The 20,634-nt window shown below is 38.2% G+C and carries 13 protein-coding genes; 8 read left to right on the top strand and 5 right to left on the bottom strand.

Annotated elements, in window-relative coordinates; all coding sequences use genetic code 11:
- Positions 1-26 precede the first annotated feature (26 nt).
- Positions 27-1,430, bottom strand: coding sequence for a tetratricopeptide repeat protein (locus tag H9L23_RS21335; protein WP_187592222.1), 1,404 nt, complete (start codon positions 1,428-1,430; stop codon positions 27-29).
- Between the two features lie 250 nt (positions 1,431-1,680).
- On the opposite strand from H9L23_RS21335, the gene H9L23_RS21330 reads away from it, so the two are divergent.
- Positions 1,681-2,136 carry a nuclear transport factor 2 family protein gene (locus H9L23_RS21330; protein WP_187592221.1) on the top strand — a complete coding sequence of 152 codons (456 nt, stop codon included), beginning with the start codon at positions 1,681-1,683 and terminating at the stop codon, positions 2,134-2,136.
- A gap of 20 nt (positions 2,137-2,156) precedes the next feature.
- On the opposite strand, the gene H9L23_RS21325 is transcribed toward H9L23_RS21330, so the two are convergent.
- Positions 2,157-2,804, bottom strand: a complete 648-nt coding sequence (locus H9L23_RS21325) for a hypothetical protein (protein WP_187592220.1) — start codon at positions 2,802-2,804, stop codon at positions 2,157-2,159.
- Positions 2,805-3,082: 278 nt separating this feature from the next.
- On the opposite strand from H9L23_RS21325, the gene H9L23_RS21320 reads away from it, so the two are divergent.
- Genes H9L23_RS21320 through H9L23_RS21310 form a run of 3 tightly spaced genes read left to right on the top strand, consistent with a single transcriptional unit; the run spans position 3,083 to position 8,618 of the window.
- Complete coding sequence (locus H9L23_RS21320) at positions 3,083-6,193, top strand: SusC/RagA family TonB-linked outer membrane protein (protein ID WP_187592219.1); 3,111 nt, start codon at positions 3,083-3,085, stop codon at positions 6,191-6,193.
- A gap of 15 nt (positions 6,194-6,208) precedes the next feature.
- Positions 6,209-7,711, top strand: a complete 1,503-nt coding sequence (locus H9L23_RS21315; RefSeq protein WP_187592218.1) for a SusD/RagB family nutrient-binding outer membrane lipoprotein — start codon at positions 6,209-6,211, stop codon at positions 7,709-7,711.
- A gap of 13 nt (positions 7,712-7,724) precedes the next feature.
- Positions 7,725-8,618, top strand: a complete 894-nt coding sequence (locus tag H9L23_RS21310) for a DUF1735 domain-containing protein (protein WP_187592217.1) — start codon at positions 7,725-7,727, stop codon at positions 8,616-8,618.
- A 274-nt stretch (positions 8,619-8,892) separates the two neighbouring features.
- Here H9L23_RS21310 and H9L23_RS21305 read toward each other — a convergent pair whose 3' ends face one another.
- Positions 8,893-11,403, bottom strand: coding sequence for a M1 family metallopeptidase (locus H9L23_RS21305; protein WP_187592216.1), 2,511 nt, complete (start codon positions 11,401-11,403; stop codon positions 8,893-8,895).
- Positions 11,404-11,527: 124 nt separating this feature from the next.
- Here H9L23_RS21305 and amaB point away from each other — a divergent pair, with 124 nt between their 5' ends.
- Positions 11,528-13,069: an L-piperidine-6-carboxylate dehydrogenase gene (amaB, locus tag H9L23_RS21300; protein WP_187592215.1), complete on the top strand. Its 1,542-nt coding sequence runs from the start codon at positions 11,528-11,530 to the stop codon at positions 13,067-13,069.
- A gap of 105 nt (positions 13,070-13,174) precedes the next feature.
- On the opposite strand, the gene H9L23_RS21295 is transcribed toward amaB, so the two are convergent.
- Together H9L23_RS21295 and H9L23_RS21290 are read right to left on the bottom strand one after the other, a co-directional pair.
- The gene (locus H9L23_RS21295) at positions 13,175-13,678 is read right to left on the bottom strand and encodes a GIN domain-containing protein (RefSeq protein ID WP_187592214.1); all 504 of its coding nucleotides are present in this window, start codon (positions 13,676-13,678) and stop codon (positions 13,175-13,177) included.
- A gap of 382 nt (positions 13,679-14,060) precedes the next feature.
- Complete coding sequence (locus H9L23_RS21290; RefSeq protein WP_187592213.1) at positions 14,061-15,872, bottom strand: DUF4153 domain-containing protein; 1,812 nt, start codon at positions 15,870-15,872, stop codon at positions 14,061-14,063.
- Positions 15,873-16,009: 137 nt separating this feature from the next.
- Between H9L23_RS21290 and H9L23_RS21285 the strand changes: the two genes are divergently transcribed.
- From H9L23_RS21285 to H9L23_RS21275, 3 genes are read left to right on the top strand one after another with little or no spacing between them, the layout of a single operon-like run.
- Complete coding sequence (locus H9L23_RS21285) at positions 16,010-18,802, top strand: outer membrane beta-barrel family protein (protein WP_187592212.1); 2,793 nt, start codon at positions 16,010-16,012, stop codon at positions 18,800-18,802.
- A 2-nt stretch (positions 18,803-18,804) separates the two neighbouring features.
- On the top strand, positions 18,805-19,587 hold the full coding sequence (locus H9L23_RS21280; RefSeq protein ID WP_187592211.1) for a GLPGLI family protein: 783 nt from the start codon (positions 18,805-18,807) through the stop codon (positions 19,585-19,587).
- A 56-nt stretch (positions 19,588-19,643) separates the two neighbouring features.
- Entirely contained in the window at positions 19,644-20,213 is a 570-nt protein-coding gene (locus H9L23_RS21275; protein WP_187592210.1) for a Crp/Fnr family transcriptional regulator, read from the top strand.
- The last annotated feature ends 421 nt before the right edge of the window (positions 20,214-20,634 follow it).

Raw genomic sequence — 20,634 nt, 5'->3', positions numbered from 1 at the left:
TTTGTTAAATTTTTCTCACAAGGTCTTTACCTTATATATCGGTTTATAACGTTCAAAATGGCACTATTATCCTGCAATTGCGGTAAATATTCGAACAAAATATAGTGTTTATCAGGGTCAGTTGTTAAAGCCGTTTCCAGGTATCCCAGCGCATCGCTATAATTGCCCATGGCAAAAAGATAGGCCACCATGCGGTAATAAAGTTCAGCAGCTTCAGGATTGTTCTTAATGGCCTCGGCCATTGTTTCTGATGCTTCGAGCAGTTTTCCCTGCTCGTAAAGCACGGTACTAAAATCTAACCAGGCTTCAATATCCATTGGGTTAAATTCCAATACTTTTTCGTAAGCCTCGATTGATTCATCAATCTGGCCTAATTTATAATAAGCATCGGCCATGGCAAACCAGAAATCAGGGTTCTCGGCCTCTAAATCAATCGCTTTTTTGTAAAAATGAAGCGATTCGAAAAAACGTTCCTCAAAATTCAGCGTAACCCCAATCCCAAACCAGGCATCTGCCATTTTTGGGTCCATTTTTACCGATTTTTTGTAATAAGAACGCGCTTCGTCCATTTTTTCCAGCTTTTCGTAACATTCGCCAATGGCACAATAAGTATCAGCATTGGGTGGTTCGTACTCGAAAGTCTGTTTGTACACATCAATGGCCTCATCGTATTTATCCAACTGTACCAATGCGTTTCCTTTATTGAAATAAGCAGAACTAAAATCTTCTTTAATTAAAATCGCATAATCGTAAGCATCAATTGCTTTTTCAAAAAGATTCAGTTTGTGGAAACTATTGCCCAGGTTGTACCATGCCGCATACGAATATGGATCGGTATCGATATACTGCTGGTAAAACTTGATGCTTTCCTCCTGTTTGTCCAAAACATCATAACAGAAAGCCAGCTCATATAAACCATCCTGGTTTTCCATATTCTGCTCTAAACTCAGCTTAATATAGGTAATGGCATTTTCGTAATCGCTCATGCTTTGGTACACATAAGCCATCTGCAATAAAATCTCGTCGGTACTTTCGGCCAGGCCTAAAGCCTTTTCGTAGTTTTCCAAAGCCTCATCATAACGTTCGGTATTCTGAAAAATATTACCGCGCAGCAGATAAATATCCGGTTCTGACGGTTCTAAAAGTTCAGCCTTCTGCAAAGCGATGAAAGCATTTTCGTTGTTGTTGGTTAAGATGTAAAGATGAGCCTGTTTGATTAAAAAAACAGTTGCATAAGGGTGCTGACTAATTGCAAAATCAACTACCTGCAAAGCTTTGACCGGATCATTTTTCTCAATGTAAAAATCTACAATGTATTCGAAAGCGCCTGCATCGAAAAAATACTGATCCTGATTCCGGAGCATCTCTTCGTAACGTTCTACTGAGCGTTGTGCGTCTTCGTTGGATTCAAAAAAGAATTCTTCTTCCATATATTATACTATTAAAGAACCGTGCCAATTAGCAGAAAAACACATTATAAGTTTACCAATTTTAATTATCCGTTTTTAAAATAATTATTAACATCAATCGCTTAAATCAGTGTAAATGGCTGAATATAAAGCGTATTAACTGTGGTTAAGATGTGTGGATAATCGATAGATTTTTTGCAACATCGCGGTTCCTTTTCCCTTCTTTTACAAAAATACTATAAATTTATGGGATATACGTAATTACGAAGTCATGAAAGGATTAGCCATTTTTGTGCTGTTTTCAATCGGTTTGAGTGCGAATCTGTTAGCTCAAAGCAATGAAGAGGCTGCTGTTAAAAAAGTTATAAACAACCTCTTTACCGGGATGAAAACCGGTGATAGCACATTAACCAGGTCTGCTTTTGCGGCTGGGGCAGTGATGCAAACCATTGTAAACAAAGATGGAAAAGTGAGTGTTAGAACAGAAGCAGTTAACGATTTCGTTAAACTTATCGGTGCGCCACATAAAGAAATATATGATGAACGTATTGTGTTCACTAAAATACTATTAGATGGCCCTTTAGCTGCTGTATGGACGGATTATCAGTTTTACGTTGGCGAAAAATTTAGCCATTGCGGGGTTAATTCCTTTCAATTGGTAAAAGGAGACAAAGGCTGGCAGATTGTTTACATTATTGATACGCGGAGAAAGGAAAAATGTAATTAATTACTTTGCCTTTATCGCTTCTAATGGAGCGTATTGTAAAATATGAATACTTTAGCCAGGTCGTCATCTTCTCTGAGGTTCAGCTGTTCGTTTTTAATAAATGCGGTTATTTCATTTTTTTTATCGCCTAAAACTGTTGCGGTATTTTTTTCTGATGGTGTAAATTTTTGAATGAGCCCGCCTTGATTGGTAAAGTAGATGTTTTGCTGAACCATTTTGTTAACCTTCTTTTTGGTGTACCAATCTTCTGTTACCTCTTTTTTTACTGTATATTGTTTTAGCAATGCGACTTTTCCATCGGCTACTATTTCGTAGAAATTGTTCGATTGTGCTTTCCCCATTTTGGTAAATTGATGAGATTTGCCCAGTGAATCGATTAAAGTAAACGATTGTACCGAATCCTGGATTGCATAAATGTTATCATTCTCCGTATATTCCAATTGCTGCGTTTCTAAATTATAGCGTAAATCCTTAACATTAAATTCCTTCTCACTTAGGGTTTTTATTTTGCCATTAGCATATTTATTGTTAAAGTAAACGCTTCCTTCTACAGGGGTTTTTGCCATCGATTTTAGAAGTGGTTTTGCGCTTGGACCAACTGTTACATTTTGAGCAAAAGAAAAAAATGCCTGAATGGTCAGAAAAAAAAGTAAGTAGAGGCTTTTCATGTGTTTTCTTGATTTAAAATTTCTAAAAATTAAAAACTTAGTTGGTTTTTGGCTTATAACTATTTATTAATCGGCAGGTTTTTTTTCGTGTTGTATTTGTTTGAAATTCTGCTTGCTTTTTAGTTTGAAATTCGTCCTGATTGTAAATTACTAAAACATTTTAGCTATATTTTAAATGCAATTTATAGTATTTTTGATATAAATGATATTTTTTTTGATTTATTGATAAAAATAACTGTAATTCGGGGATTATTAACTTAAACAAACTTCAAAAAACTATGAAAAAACTCGTACTGTGTTTATTCATATTTTTATTTTATGGCATTTTACAAGCAGATGCCCAGAGTAAAAATATTACTGGTAAAGTGGTTGCGTCTAACGATGGACTGCCCCTTCCAGGAGTTACTATCCGTGTAAAGGATACAAAAAAAGCAACCACTACAGGTTCGGATGGTAAATTTACCATCAATGTGGGTCCAAATGATGTATTACAGTTCGCTTATCTTGGGTCTTTACCCAAAGAAATTACGGTTGGTACACAATCAAACCTGAATGTTAGTTTAGAGCCCGATTCGAAAACTTTGAGCGAGGTGACTATTTCTACCGCTTTGGGTATTAAACGTAAACCGAAAGAAATCGGTTATGCCACGCAGCAGGTAACAGGTAAAGCCTTAACCGCAAGCAGGCCTACCAACCTGGCAACGGGTTTATCAGGAAAGGTTGCAGGTTTACAGATTAACCAGGCAAATAATCAGATCGACGCCGGTGATCAGGTGCGGGTTGTATTACGTGGTAACAGGTCATTTACCGGAAACAACCAGGCGCTTTTGGTATTAGATGGTATCATTGTGCCTTTAAGTCAGTTAAATTCGATTAACCCGAATGATATTGATAACGTGAACATTTTAAAGGGTGCCAATGCTGCGGCACTTTATGGTTCAGACGCTTCGAACGGTGTAATTATTGTGAGCACCAAGAGGGGATCTTCTGACGGAGGTAGTATAACCTATACTAATTCCACTTTACTAAATCGTTTAAGTTACTTCCCTAAGCTGCAAACGGAGTTTGGCGGTGGTACTACTCAGGATGATTTTGGATTTGGTCTATATACGCCATTCGAAAACCAAACCTTTGGAGAGCGTTTCGATGGCAGCATCAGACCATTGGGCCGCATCTTAGAAGATGGCACTTACCAGATGGTTCCTTATACCTATAAAGATGGAGAAAAAGAGAATTTCTTCGAAACCGGAATTGACGAGCAGAACGATCTAACCTATTCGGGCGGAAACGAGAACGGAACAACCTATATCAACCTTCAACGTGTGAACAGTAAAGGTTATGTTCCGGGTGATAAATCCAACAGAACTGCGATCCGTATTAACGGAACCCGCAAACTGAATAAATTTTTAGCTGATTATTCATTTAACTATACCCAGAGAAATTACGATAAGAGTAATAATCAGGTATATAACAACGTAATTAATACGCCAGGAAACGTACCATTGACTGAGTACAGTGATTTAAACTCTAAATATGGTAATCCTAACGATTATTATAATGATTACTACAATAGTCCTTATTTCGGCTTACAGCAGAACCGCAACAATGAAAGAAGAGATGATTTATTGGGTAATGTTTCATTTACCTATAAGCCTGTTGATTGGTTAAGCCTGTTGGCAAGAGGTGGTTTGAGTACAAAAAATACTCAAGGTAAAGATAAAAACTATGCCTACACTTATTCGGATTTTGCACATAACTCCGGCAAAGGCATAGCAGCTAACCAATACACAAAATCATCGGTGCGCGATTACAATGAATTTGAAAGCAGGTACACTGGCGATTTTCTTGCAACAGCTACTAAAACGTTTAACCAATTCAAATTTACTTTAATTGGCGGAGCGCAGGTGATTCAGAAGAACTATAAGTACATGACGCAAGCCGGAAATGATTTGGTAGTTGATAATCTTTTTAACCTTAATAACCGCTCAGGTGAGATTGTTGGTTCTGAAAACGAGCGCAACTCCCGTCAGCTGGGTTTATTTGGAGATTTAACCGCTACCTATCATGATTACTTAACCATTCATATCTCTGGTAGAAATGACTGGGATTCAAGATTAGCAAAAAGCAACCGCTCGTTTTTTTATCCTGCCATTGATGCAGCTTTAACACTTACAGATGCAATCCCTGCGTTAAAAGAAAGCAAAATCATCAGTAACTTAAAAATCCGTGGAGGTATTTCTAAAGTATATGCGGTACAGATCGATCCGTATAAATTACTCTCTACTACCAGTCCGGCGGGAAACTTCCCTTATGGTAGTACGGCAGGATACTCTATTGATAACGCTGTGTATGATCCTAACCTGAAACCAGAACAGACCATTTCAAAAGAAATTGGTGTAGATATCGGTTTCTTAAATAACCGTATTACCTTAGAAACATCTGCTTATTTGCAGAATACCAAAGATCAGGAAATCATCAATGGTATAGATTTGTCAGGCACCACCGGCTATACAAGTGCAGTAATTAATACTGGCGAAGGCCAAAATAAAGGAATCGAGTTTAGCTTAAACGCGGCACCGGTAATTGGATTCTCAAATGGATTTAGATGGAATGTTGGTGTAAACTATTCGTACAACACCAATAAAGTTTTATCGCTATATCAAGGTCAGAATCAATTGGGTATTGGCGACAACAACTATATCGTAGTTGGTCAGAGTTTTCCTTCATTACAGGTGAGTAGCTACCAAACAGACCCGCAGGGCCGCGTTATTGTAGATGCTAATACAGGTTTACCAATTTCAAACCCGATTAATAAGGATTTCGGACAAACGAATCCAAGCAGTGTACTGGGAATTAACACCAGCTTTACCTTCAAAAACTTTACGCTATCAGGTGTTGCAGAATACCGCAGTGGTAATGTTTTCTACAATAGTTTCGCAAGTACACTAGATTTTGCTGGCGTTAGTTATACTTCTGCACAGGCTGGACGTGAACGCTTTATTTATCCAAATTCAGTAATTCAAACTTCACCAGGTGTATTTGTACCAAATACCAATACTACTACTATACAAGGGAATGGATCTTTTTGGGCTGATGGTATCCGTAACAACACCGCATCTAATTATGTAATGAGTGCTGCATTCTGGAAAATCAGGGAACTATCTTTGGCTTATCAGGTGCCAACACAATGGTTACAGAGCAAAGCGAAGTTTATTAAGAATGCAAGTATTGCCTTGATTGGAAGAAACCTGTTTATGTTCAGACCTAGTGATAACATTTATACTGACCCGGAGATTAACGTTGGAACAGGAAATGCACAGGGCGTGAATAATTTGAATCAAACGCCTCCTACACGTATTTATGGTTTTACCGCAACAATTGGCTTTTAACAATTAACAAAAAACATGAAAAAGAAATTAATATATGTGTTTATGGTATCGGCAGTATTAATGCTTGGTGCCTGTAAAAAGGGTTTTTTAGATATTAATGATAATCCCAACAACGCTACAAATGTTAAGCCTGCTTTAATATTAACGGGTGCTTTAAACAATACTGCTGCATACACTACTGGCGGTTCTATTTTTTACAGCTTTGCAGCCTTATGGATGAATTATTGGATGACACCGGGTGGTGTTTCTGGATGGTATGAAGAGCGTTCGTACAATTTTACTACCAACTGGAGTGGTTCCACAACACTTTGGGGCAATCTTTATGATAATCTTAACGATTACGCCTCCCTGGAAAAACAGGGTAAAGCGACAGGGCAAAATTTCTTTGTGGCTGTAGCCAAAACAATGAAAGCCTGGGATTACCAATACCTGGTAGATTTTTACGGTAATGTGCCTTACACACAGGCGTCTAAATCGGTTCTTTTTCTTAATCCTAAATACGATAAAGCACAGGCAGTTTATGAAGATCTTGCCAAACAATTAGATACAGCAGCAAATTTATTCAAAACAGCAACTGTAAGTCCATCGGATATTTCAGCAGATATTTACGCTAAGGGAGACGTGAAAAAATGGGGTAAATTTGCCAATACGTTAAAACTTAGGATTCTTTTGCGTCAATCGGAAATACCTGGAAGGGAACAATATATCAGAGATGAGATTGCAAAAATTACGGCAAATGGATTTGGGTACATTGGAACAGGAGAAGGAATGTTTAACAATCCGGGATATTTAAATACATCCGGCAAGCAAAATCCATTCTGGGGAGTATACGGTTATGCTGCCAATGGCGACAAAACAGCATCACACACTTATATGCTAGCCAGCACATACGGCATGGATTTCCTTAAAAATAATAGCGATCCAAGATTAGGCAAGTTCTACAGCACAGTTAATGATGGTGCAGGAAGCTCCTATGTAAGTTTGGTTTGGGGACAGGATGTAAATTTCGATCAAACACTCACTACAGTTTCTGGCATTGGTAAAGGTGTACTAAAATCATTTGATCAATCTCAGCCTATTATGACAGATTTTGAAAGTTTATTCATTCAGGCTGAAGCAGCCCAAAGGGGATATATTACCGGTAGTGCACAAGCAAATTATGAAGCAGCTGTAACGGCTAACTTTGTTTACCTGGGTTTAACCGCTGCAGATGCTGCAACTTACCTTGCCAATCAGTCTGTGGCAACCTGGGCAAGCAATACCGATAAAATTGCCCTGATCATTAAACAGAAATGGGCAGCAATGAACGGTACAAATGATATCGAACCTTGGACAGATTACAGGCGCTTAGAGCTTCCTGCTGACATGCCGATTTCTATTGCTTCAACAGTAACCACTAAAAAGATTCCGGTAAGAATGTTGTATCCGCAAAGGGAATATAACACCAACTCTGCGAATGTAATTGCAGAAGGTACAATTAACCAATTTACTACTAGAATTTTCTGGGACGTTAAATAAATCAGTTAAAACAATGAAAAATAAAAATATATTCAACGGACTTGCGGCAATGTTATGCATTGTAAGTCTTTCGTCTTGTTTAAAAAATAAGAACGAACAACCTGATTTTTCGGCTACAACTCCTGTTGTCGAAATCCCTGTTGGCTCGCCGGTTGGTGATGGCGGTGTAAATTCGTTAAGTACCTCGCTTATCCAGCAGGATACACCCAGCGATTACTTTTACTATATCAACTATGCTGCTTCCAGCACAAAGGCAACTGATATTAAAGTAACCTTATCGGTAGATCCTGCTACACTTGATAAGTATAATGCTGCCCATACTGATGCACCATTAACCATAGTGCCATCGAATGCCTTCAGCACCTCTATAACCATTACCATTCCTGCGAATACCCGTAGAGTACAGATTCCTGTGAAATTTGTAAGTACAGCGCTGGATCCTGCGCTTAGTTATGGATTGCCAATAAAAATTACTGATGCATCGGGAGAGGTGATCAGTAAAAATTTTGGTGCAGTGGTAATCAAGGTTGCGGTTAGAAACCGTTATGATGGAAAATATACTTTAAAAGGCTATGTTTTTAGAGAAGGTGACACTGGTGGTCTTACCGGGTACTTTAAAAATTTAAGTAAAGATTTGTCAAGTAATGGTGCCAATGCTGTCAATTTTGCTCAAATTTGGGCTGATGGAAATGGCGCAGGAGGTATTGATGGTTTAACCATTAATGTTAATCCTGCAACCAACAAAGTGACGATGAAAAGTACAGGTAATGCAACTTTAGCTAACGATCCGGCTTACGATAACCGTTACGATCCGGCCACTAAAACTTTTTATCTTTCTTTTAAATGGGGTGCTAGTCCGACAAGCAGGTATGCTACAGATACACTTACGTATGTATCACCTCGTTAAGAAATAAAAAACATTTTTTCAAAGCCTCAGGGATTATTCCTTGGGGCTTTTTTATTGGATAGAAATAGTTTTACATCATAGTGGCGTTTAGGTACAGCTGTTGGTGCTACTATTTAGGGCTGCTATACGCCAATGTATAAGCCGTTCCATCGGAACGCCTGATGGGTAGAAAAAAATGTTTACATATTTTTTCGTTCCGTAGGAATGTTTGGTAACAGCAAGGGCCGGCAATGTTTACCATGCCAGCCCTTTGTTAAAAAATGCGATTTAATAATTATTCTTTTTCTAAATCTGCAGCACCTTTTTTAAACAGTTCTGCCTGTTTGTTCAGGTTTGTTTTGGCCTCTCCGCTGGCTGCTGCGGCCTGTTTTGCTTTGGCCTGTGCAGTGGCGGTATAAGCGCCTGCCAACTGTTTATTTAAATACGATTGCAGTTTTAATCTTTCAATCGCGCTGCTGATGTTGTTAATTCCTTTTTCGGTAATAGCAGGGTTTGTATTTGCCCTTAAATACTGGAAATACTGACCAATTACACCGAAAATTTTATTGCGGTCGCCGGTGAGCATAATGTTCTCGTAAAACGCCTGGTGCTCATCTTTCGGATCGCTGATGTAAAGCGATGCAATAGAAGGTGCAATGTGGTCTTTCGTATCCGCATCTAAAGCTGATAATGCTGCAATACTTTCTTGTGGGGCCAGTTTGGTTAAACCACTAATGCCTGCAGCCAGTACTTTATACGATCGGTCTTTGAGGCTTTCTAACATCAATGCCTTATAGGCCTGATCGCCGGTTTCTGATAATTTTATAATCGCAGCAGATCTTACCTCGGTATCTTTATCGCTTTTTGCCATTTGAAGCAAAATTGGTAAGGCTGCGGCTTTTATGTTTGCATCTTCCAGGTTAATGCCATCAATGCTTAAAGCACGTAAATCGCCTGATTTATCCTTTAATCCTTCCAACAATACCTGCTGACCGCTGTTGGCTTTGCTCTGCATAATAAATTGCAAAGCCTCAATCCTATTGGCATAGCTAGGTGCATTTTTATACTGGAAATAATAGTTTTCGGCTGTTTTATTATCATTGGATTCTCCAACGATGATTTTGTCTACGTCAAAATCGATCAGATCCGGTTTAGCGCTTACTTCAAAACTAAAATTTTGCTCACGGCTGTTGATCAGGATATCTTTTCTGATTTTTTTACCACCCGCATAAATGTCAATTTTAACCGGTAAGGTAAAAGTCTGTACGCTCGAATCCTGAGTTTGTTTCACTTTAATGGTTGCTTTACCGTTTTCATACCCATAATCGATGCTTAAAATCGGGTGGCCACCATTGTAATACCACTGGTTAAAGTAAGGGCTCCAGTCTTTACCGGTCACATCCTCCATCGCTAAACGTAGCTGGTGAGTTTCGCCATTTTTGAAAGCGTTTGTAGTTAAATAGCGGTTAAGCGATTTGTAAAAAGCTGCATCGCCCATCTGGTTTTTAAGCGCATATAAAATGATCGAACCTTTGGCATAACTCACATTATCAAACATGTCTTCTTTATCGTTATAATAAAAACGGGCCAATACCGGACTTTCGCCTTTCTTGGTCGATCCTAAATAGGATTGAAGTTTTTCATAACGTGATTTGTCTTCTGCATCCTGACCCGCATCATGTCCATGCCAGATTACTTCGCCAAAAGTGGCAAAAGATTCGTTCATGGTTAAGTTAGACCAAGATTCGGCTGTTACATAATCGCCAAACCACTGGTGGAAAAGTTCGTGTGCAATGGTTCCTTCTTCATTCCCGTCTAATAATTCGCGGTCTGTTTTTTGTACCTGCTCACCGTGTAAAGTTGCGGTCGTGTTTTCCATCGCACCCGAAACATAATCTCTGGCCACTACCTGCGAATATTTATTCCATGGATAATCTACACCTAAAATATTGCTGTAAAACTGGATCATGTCGGGTGTTTTTCCGAAGATTTGTTTAGCATAAGGAGCAAATTTAGGCTCCAGGTAATAATTTACCTCTTTACCTTTATAGGTATCTTTGGTAACCTTAAACTCTCCAATGGCCATCATAAATAAATATGGCGAATGCGGCAGGTCCATTTTCCAGGTATCGGTTCTGGTGCCATCGGCATTGGCTTTCTGACTAACTAATTTGCCGTTAGAAAGTGTGGTGTATTTCGATTTTACGGTCATCGAAATTTCTTCGGTGGTTTTCTGATCAGGTTTATCTATCGTAGGAAACCAGGCTGACGATGATTCCGTTTCGCCCTGTGTCCAGATCTGTGTTGGTTTATTTTTATCGGTACCATCAGGGTTGATAAAATAGAGGCCTTTGGCATCGGTTATGGCTGCACTTCCTTTTACTTTAAGCTCATCTGGTTTGGCGGTATAAGCGATATAAATGGTATAATTTTCTGTATTGGTGTACTTTTTATTGAGGGTGATGTGCAATTTATTGTCGTTATACACATATTTAAGTGGCGTATTTCCTTTTGCGCCAACCATGGCAACCGTTTTAATGTCCATGCCCTGCGCATCGAGGGTTAAAGAATCTGTAGGGTAAAAGTGGGGTTTTAAGGTTACCCATTCCTTACCATTCAAATAGCGTTTTGCATAATCAAAAGACACATCGAGTTTGGTGTGCACCAGGTCATTAACCTTAGTTGCAGTTACGCGGTAAACACTTAGGTTGTTTGACTTTTCTGTAGGTTGTTCCTGTGCGAAAAGTGGATGAGCCATAAAAGCTGAAACCAGTATTACCCCACAGGCAATAAATTTTTTATTCATTTTTTAAGATTTTATAAGTCAGTTATCTTTAAAGCAAGATATTAAGAATTGTGGTAAAAGTAAAGCACCAAATGTAACCTGCTTTAACTTAATTTTTTGTTTTTTTGTGTAAATCGTTAGATATATGACTACAGATATTCAATCCATTTTAAACAGATTAGGTATAAAAGCAGATAATGCAGCCTATAGTACGGGAAGCAATTGGGGCGGAGCAACGAACACAGAAAAATTAGAAAGCTACTCGCCAGTTGATGGTAAACTGATTGCTTCAGCAAGCGTTGCAAGTGTTACAGATTATGATGCCATTGTGGTAAAAGCAGAAACGGCATTTAAGGAATGGCGTACTGTGCCTGCGCCGAAAAGAGGAGAAATTGTACGTCAGTTTGGCGATGCCCTGCGCGAAAATAAAGAGGCATTAGGCACGCTGGTTTCTTATGAAATGGGTAAAAGTTTGCAGGAGGGATTTGGCGAAGTACAGGAAATGATCGATATCTGCGATTTTGCGGTAGGTTTATCGCGGCAGCTTTATGGTTTAACCATGCATAGCGAACGCCCCAGCCACCGGATGTACGAACAATGGCATCCGCTGGGTATTGTAGGTATTATTTCGGCCTTTAATTTTCCCGTAGCGGTTTGGAGCTGGAATGCAGCTTTGGCTCTCGTTTGTGGGAATGTATGCATTTGGAAACCGTCAGAAAAAACACCTCTGACTGCCATTGCATGTCAGCATATTATTGCAAAGGTTTTTAAAGCCAATAATGTTGCAGAAGGGGTTTGTAACCTGGTATTGGGCGATAGAACAGTAGGTGAATTAATGACAAATGATAGCAGGGTTCCGTTGGTTTCAGCTACCGGATCAACCCGTATGGGTAAAGCAGTTGGTGCAGCGGTGGGTGCACGTTTAGGTAAAAGCCTGCTCGAATTGGGTGGTAACAATGCCATCATTATTTCGGAACATGCAGATCTGGATATGAGTTTAATCGGCGCTGTATTTGGTGCGGTTGGCACTGCCGGACAACGTTGTACTTCTACCCGTAGGTTGATTATTCACGAAAGTGTATATGACGCTTTTACCGCGAAACTGGTTAAAGCTTATGGACAACTGCGCATTGGCGATCCACTGGATCAAAATAACCATGTTGGTCCGCTGATTGATACCGATGCTGTTGCAGCTTATTTAGATTCGATAGAAAAATGTAAAGCAGAGGGTGGTAATTTTGTGGTAGAGGGCGATGTTTTATCGGGCGATGCTTATGCAAGCGGATGTTATGTAAAACCTTGCATTGCTGAAGTTCAGAATGATTATAAAATTGTTCAGCACGAAACTTTTGCGCCAATTTTATACCTGATTAAATATAAAACATTAGATGAAGCCATTGCCCTGCAAAACGGCGTTCCACAAGGTTTATCTTCAGCCATTATGACCTTAAATTTAAGAGAAGCAGAACATTTCTTATCTGCTAAAGGATCAGACTGTGGTATTGCCAACGTAAATATTGGTACCTCTGGTGCCGAAATTGGGGGTGCTTTTGGTGGTGAAAAAGAAACCGGTGGCGGTAGAGAAAGCGGATCGGATGCCTGGAGGGCTTATATGCGCCGGCAAACCAATACGATCAATTATTCGAATACTTTACCATTGGCGCAGGGAATTAAATTTGATTTGTAAAGAAGAATCGTCATTGCGAGAAGGAACAACGAAGCAATCTATGTTTAACAAAAAAAGGCGCTGAAATCTAAATTCAGCGCCTTTTTGGTAAAATATATGATGGAGTTAGAATAGTTTTTCTAATATATCTAATTGTATGTCATCGTAACGGGATTTGTTGTTTTTTGCCAAAAGTGGTTTTCCGGTTAGTCTGATACTAGTTTCCTGAGCAGTAAAACCGGCCATGTTTATTTTGGATGCTACACCCATTACAGCCAGGTGTGTATCGGTAGTACCTTCTAATTTTAAGGATGCATCATCTTTTACATTTGTTGACAAATTAACGGTATTGGATTTAATACCTGCCGATGCTTCATCATTTAAAATAACGCTTAGGTTTAACAGGTTGAAATTTCCGGCAGTGCTTACACTTGCAGTATTTGAAGCTTCGATAGCAGTTAAATTATTTACATGTGCAATAACTGTTAATGTATTTTTATCGAATGAACTGATCCTCAATTCTGCTCCCTGTTGTTGTACCAAGGCATTTTTGGTGTAATATTGATCGTACACTTCAACACTTTCGTTAGCATCCTGAACAAGGATCAGTTTCACATTTCCGGATACCACAATTTTGCTGATGTTTTTAACTTTTGTTAATGCAGTGTAGCTGGCATTATTTTCTGTTGCGTTTGCTACTTATGTTGCGCTGCTAAGAGTAAGCATTACTAATGCTGCTGCGAATAAATTTTTGATAGAAGTTTTCATGACCTTAATATTTTTATGTTTATAAATCTTTATTTTAAATCCCTAATAATTAGGTGGTTTTGTAATTAAGACTGCGATCTGGTTAAAACGTTTCAGCCGATTATGGGCTATTATACCATGAGCTTGTATTTATAGACGAACGCCAAAATAACCTATACGAAAACCTGCTTGTTTTTTGAAACATCGACAAACAAAAATGGCCGGTCTGGTTAAAGGCCGGCCATTTATTAGAAAAAGATTTGGTTTATAGCTTTTTAATGAGCAGATAACTCTTTGTTTCACTCCAAAAATAATCCTTACCATCATCTTCGTAATAGGTGCTTTGTAAAGAGGTAACGATGATGGTGTATTGATACCCATTAATATTTTTAGAAACACTCATCAGCTTTGCGGGGTAAAGGTATTCTTGTTTTTTATTTGTCGCCTTTAAGGCACCTTTTTTATATGCATCAACTGCTTGCTTAAATACTTCTTTTAAATCAAGCTGCAGTGCTGGTTGATTATTAACCAATAGCAGGAGTTTTGAACCGATTTTATTAGTTGTTAAATCTGTCCCATAAAGCCGGGTTATTTTTTTTTCCTGATATCCATTCATTTCGATCAGGTAATCATAGCCCTTAACATTTAAAATCTGGTTTTGATCATTTTGGAGGGTAATACCCACACCGTGATCGTATTCCAAATCACCTTTAACTTTAAAAATAGCCAATGCGGTATCAACCTTGTTCATGCGCATGCTGTACCGATAGCTATTGGTAGCATCTATTTTTTCTTCTATTTTACCAAGATCTCTTTTGGTAAAGGGTTGAAGGGTTTTTAATCCGTGGGTGTACACCAGATATCTGATTACCGCTGGTTTTTCTTTAATATCGTCTTTTTTCTTACTGCCCATGATCCGCTTTAACCGGCTTAACTGCGAATATTTAGATATAGAAAAGGCACTTTGCGGGCCATAAGTAGCCAATAGCGAAATGATGCACAAACTCAGCGGGATTACCTTAATATTCTGCTTTTTACTAAAAAGAAAATAGATGGTTATACCTGCCAGCCATAAAGCCAGTGCTGTTAAAATATACCTACTTTCTGTAATGCCATAATGACCAACCCTTTTCCAAACAGCAAGCAATAAAAGCACCACTAATGGGATCATCATTACATAAAAGAACTTTGAAAACAGTTTAATCCAGCTATTGCCTTCCGTTTCTTTAACCGGAAAAACCAGGAGCAAGGATAGGATCCCAAAAACAGCGTAACCTAAAATCAAGCTGGAGACCAAACCTTTTGGCAGTTCCCATAACACGGCGATCTTGAGTTCGTAAACGAGTAAAATCGCTAAATAAATAGTCACCAGTGGAATAAGTACGAATTGGGCAAATATTTTTAAGCCTTTTGGGTAACTATGATCCTCTTCCAGCAGTTGGTAATCGCTTGGGATGCCTGCTAAAAAGAATATTGTATTAAACCCCGCACTAATAATGGCAAATAGGGTCATGTATGTTTGCCATTTAATTTCGGCATTAAACAATCCGTCAATGGCAACCAAGGCAATAGCCAAACCAGCATATAGTACCGCAGAATAAAGTGCAGAGGTAAGAAACCGAAGAAAAAGGGCTTTATTAAACTGCCAGAACCCATTTACTTTGTCCTGCCCGATAAATGGTGCAAAGGCTACAAGCAAATGGAAGGCAAAAGCAAATAAGAAAATGCGATAAAGATCTGCCGAATAGTTTGCTGGATCGAGGCTAAAATAAAGCAAAACGCAGATGAGTACGCCACCTGAACGCAATAACCACTTTTTCTTTAATGCGTATTGGTTACGTTCTGAAATTAAATCGAGGGCCAATAAGAGCGTGAGCGCCATGTTTAAAATGGCAATTGCCTTTATTAAATGATCTTTTAAATTTTCGTTCTGTTCTGAATAGTCCCGATAATCAGAAATATGGATATAATAGCACCAGCACAATGTTGCAGCAATTGCAAAGATAAACTGTAGCGGAAAACGTTTAACTACGTTTACAAATCCATTGTAAAGCTGTTGGAGAGAAGGTAATTTCATGTAATTTTTTTATTAAAGATAGTTGCTTTCGAGCTTAATGGCTAAGGTTCAAGATTTAATTTGTTAAAAAAGGTTAAACCATTAGCGGCAACTAATATATTAGTTTTATATTCGGGCTACAAAACCAAATCTTATCTATGACACGTCTATTACTCTCGTTGTGCTTTTTAGTATTGATCTCCTCCTACTCAAAAGCACAGGGCCTCCACACCATTAAAGGCCGAACGATTGACACGGCTTCCACCACCCTTTTATCCGGAACTTCCGTCGCAATTTTAAATGCAAAAGATTCTACGCTGGTGAAATTTACCAGAACAGCAGAAAATGGTACTTTCGAACTCAGTGGCATTAAAAACGGAAAGTTTATTTTATTGGTATCCTATCCGAAATATGCCGATTTCGTAGATCATTTTACCTTAGATTCTACCACGCAGATAAAAGATTATGGAAAGGTTAACCTTACCGGAATGGCTAAAATCCTTGCTGATGTAATTATTAAAGGAAACCGTACAGCCATAAAAATAAAAGGCGATACTACAGAGTTTGACCCCAAAGCATATAATATCGAGCCCAATTCGAAAGTGGAAGACCTGATTAAACAGTTTCCGGGTTTTCAGGTAGATAAAGACGGTAAAATTACGGCCCAGGGAAAAACGGTTCCGAAAGTACTGGTAGATGGGGAAGAATTTTTCGGTGATGATCCTACCCTGGTAACCAAAAACCTCCGTGCTGATATGGTAGAATCGGTTCAGCTTTATGATAAAGCAAGCGATCAGGCCAGTTTTACGGGTATTGATGATGGTGAAAAAACCAAAACACTGAACATCAAACTAAAAGAAGATAAAAAGAACGGTTATTTTGGTAAAGTACAGGGCGGTTATGGAACCAAAGATTTTTATCAGGGACAGGCTATGTTCAATAAGTTTTGGGGTAAAAAGAAATTTTCTGCCTATGGTATTTTAGGCAATAACGGAACGGTAGGCTTAGGCTGGGATGACCGTGATAAATACAGTGGATCGAGCGGCTTAACGGTGAGTGATGACGGTGGAATGTATTTCAGCTATGGCGGGGGTGATGATTTTGATAGTTATGATGGGCAGTATAATGGCCAGGGTTTACCTGTAGCCAGAACCGGAGGCTTACATTTCGATAACAAATGGAATAAGGATAAAGAATCGTTTAACACAAATTATAAAATTGGATCAATCAGGGTTTCGGGTAATAAAAATTCAATAAATCAGAACAATTTCTCGTCGGTTATCCAGAACAATACTTCAGATGAAACTTTCGATAACGACATGTTCAGACAAAAACTGGATGCGATGTATGAAATAAAGATCGACACCACTTTAACGATGAAAGTTAATGTTGATGGAGCTTTGAAAAAAAGCAATACCTCAAATCATTTTGTAACCAAAACTACCGATGGCAACGATGGCTTCTTAAATTCATCAAACAGAACATTAAGCAATGAAGTAGATGATCAAAATTTTAACATGAACATTTTGTTTACCAAAAAATTAAAGAAAAAAGGGCGTACATTATCATTAAACTTAAATCAATCTATAAACAAAAGTAACGGTGAAGGATATTTAAACTCGCTAAATAAGAGGCTCGCAAAACCCGATAGTCTTACCAATCAATTAAAGATAAATGATATAACCAATAATGCCTTCAAATTGAACTTAGCTTATACAGAGCCATTATCGAAAACTTTAACTGTAATTGTAAACTATGGTTTAACTTTAATGAATGGAAAATCGGATCGGCTATCCTTTAATCAATCTGGCAGTGGCAGATATGATATTTTAGATACCCTTTACAGTAACAACTTTGAATTAAACCAGACGATTAATCAGGCTGGTGCAATTTTCAACTATAAAAAAGGTAAAACAGTTATCAATTTTGGATCGAAGTTTAGTGGTGTAAATTTTAAGCAGGATGATATTTACCACAATAAAAGCTATGTAAGAAACTTTATTAATTATATGCCCCAGGCAACATATCAATATCGTTTTTCTCAGCAAAAATCATTACGGATTAGTTATAATGGTAATACGGACCAGCCTACACTTGATCAACTTCAGCCAGTTAGGGTAAATAATGACCCGTTTAATGTTGTGGAAGGAAATCAGGATTTAAGGCCATCATTCAGGAGCAATATTAATGCAAGTTATAACTCTTACAAAGTTTTAACCAATCAATCGATCTGGCTAAGCGGTTCTTACAGTTTTACCTCAAATCCAATTATTAGTGATGTAACAACTGACGGTGTTGGTAAAAGTACCTATCGCTACATTAACTATAATGATAAAATGCAGACCAATTTTTATCTATATGGACAGATAAGCAGGAAAGTAAGTACCCTTGGCGACATCAACCTAGGTTTAAACGTAAATGCTAATGGAAATTCTTCTTATAACTTCCTTACTATCAACAATAACAGAGCCTTAAATAATACCAAAAACTATACTTATGGTGGTGGGCTAAATATTTCAAAATACGCTGAGAAGAAATATAGTTTTTATTCACGGTTTGGTCCATCATACAATATATCCAGAGCAAGTATCGGTAGTAATAGTGATGGTTGGGGATGGACTGGTTATGCCTCAGGCAATGTACAATTACCAGGGAAATTTGAAATATCTACAGATGGCGAATACCAATACAACGGAAAAACACAAGTGCTTACTGAAAGCTTTGAGCGTTTTATCTGGAATGCATCGATAAGTAAAAAATTCTTCAAAACTGAAAATTTAAGGTTCTCTGCAACCGTTAATGATATTTTAAACCAGAATGTAGGTTTTAACCGTTCAGCAACGAACACCACCATTAGCCAAAACAGCTATACCACCATTCGGCGGTATTTAATGTTCTCTGTCTCTTGGGATTTTAGTAAAATGGGCGGCGGCGTTAAAACACAGAAATAATCATGAAAACTACACTAAAATATATCATCCTATTTGCTGTTATTTTCATCAGCAGCGATCTTTTTGCCCAAAATGTACATTTCGTTCAAAATGGTGTAATCGAATTCGAGAAAAGATCCAATATGTACGCATTGATCAAAAAGAAGATCGATAAGGACAATGAATCTTATCTGAAAGAGGCTTTTGAGCAGTATAAAAAAAATAATCCTCAGTTTAAAGTTGCCAAAAGTACCTTAAATTTTAACAGGGATAAAAGCTTGTATAAATGGCCAACGGTAGAAGAAACGGTAAATAGCAACTGGTTAGCATCAGATGTACTGGCAGATTTGAAAAATACCATTGCCACAAATTTCGATCAGCAAACCAGTACAACGCAAAAAAGCGTGTACGAAGATACATACCTGGTTAAAGACAGCGTACGTAAAATTAACTGGAAAATTACCGATGAAACGCGGGAAATTGCAGGTTACGAATGTCGCAGGGCAAATGCCATCATTATGGATTCTGTTTATGTAGTGGCTTATTATAGTAACCAGATTGCTGTTTCGGGCGGTCCTGAATCTTTTACCGGATTACCCGGGATGATTTTAGGTTTGGCTTTGCCTCACGAAAACGTAACCTGGTTTGCAACTAAGGTGACAGAAGTAACGGTGTCCGAAAAAGATTTAACAGCGCCAACTAAAGGAAAACCTACTGATAATAAAGGTTTAAAAGCCATATTGCTTGGAGCGATGAAAAACTGGGGCGAATATGCACATCCTATTTTTAAAGCCTTTTCGCTTTAGCACGATAGAATAGGTTCTTATAATTATGTTTATTTTAGCGTAATCAATAATATAACATGTATAGTGCACTTTATAGCCATATTAATAAATTTATAGATTTGAGTGCCGGTGAGCAAGACATTCTTGCACCGATGCTCAAATCTTTTTCTGTTAAAAAGAAAGCATTTTTGTTAACGGAAGGGCAAACGTGCAGGGCAAATTATTTTGTGGCAAAAGGCTGCCTCAGGCTCTATTTTATTGATATTAAAGGCGCTGAGCAAACCACTCAGTTCGCCATCGAAAATTGGTGGATTACCGATTTAACCAGCTTCCTTTTCCAACAGCCGACAGAATTTTATATCCAGGCGGCAGAAGCAACAGAAGTAATAGCCATTGAACACCATCATTATGATGAAATGTTCCATAAACTGCCTAAACTGGAGCGCTATTTCAGGTTGATCTTGCAGAAAAATCATCAGGCTTCGCAGCGGCGGATAAAATTCCTTTACAGCCAAACGGCTGAAGAAAGGTACCGCCATTTTAACAGTTTATTTCCCGAATTTGTACAGCGCGTGCCACAATATATGCTGGCTTCTTATTTGGGTTTCACTCCGGAGTTTTTAAGTAAAATCAGGGCGAAGAAATAATCTTTTGTTAACCGCAACAATTAGGCTTGCATTGATAATAAGCCACGGAAACACAGATTAACACGGAGAATTTTGCTCATATCTGTGTTCATCCATTTTATCTGTGGTTAATTCATCAGTTTGTTATGGGATAACAAAAAACTGATTCTATTTAACGACTTCAGATCTGTGATTTCTGTGTTTCTGTGGCAAAAATAATGTTTGTTGAGCCACCAAACAGTGTATTAGAGTTTTTGAGTAAGATCAGGGCGAAGAAATAATCTTTTGTTAACCACAAAATTGGGCTTACATTGATAATAAGCCACGGAAACACAGATTAACACGGAGGATTTTGCTCATATCTGTGTTTATCCTTTTTATCTGTGGTTAATTCATCAGTTTGTTATGGGATAACAAAAAACTGATTCTATTTAACGACTTC

The organism is Pedobacter roseus (genome assembly GCF_014395225.1).
GTDB lineage: Bacteria > Bacteroidota > Bacteroidia > Sphingobacteriales > Sphingobacteriaceae > Pedobacter > Pedobacter roseus.
The sequence above is the reverse complement of the archived record's forward strand: the minus strand, read 5'-3'. Positions and strand labels throughout refer to the sequence as shown.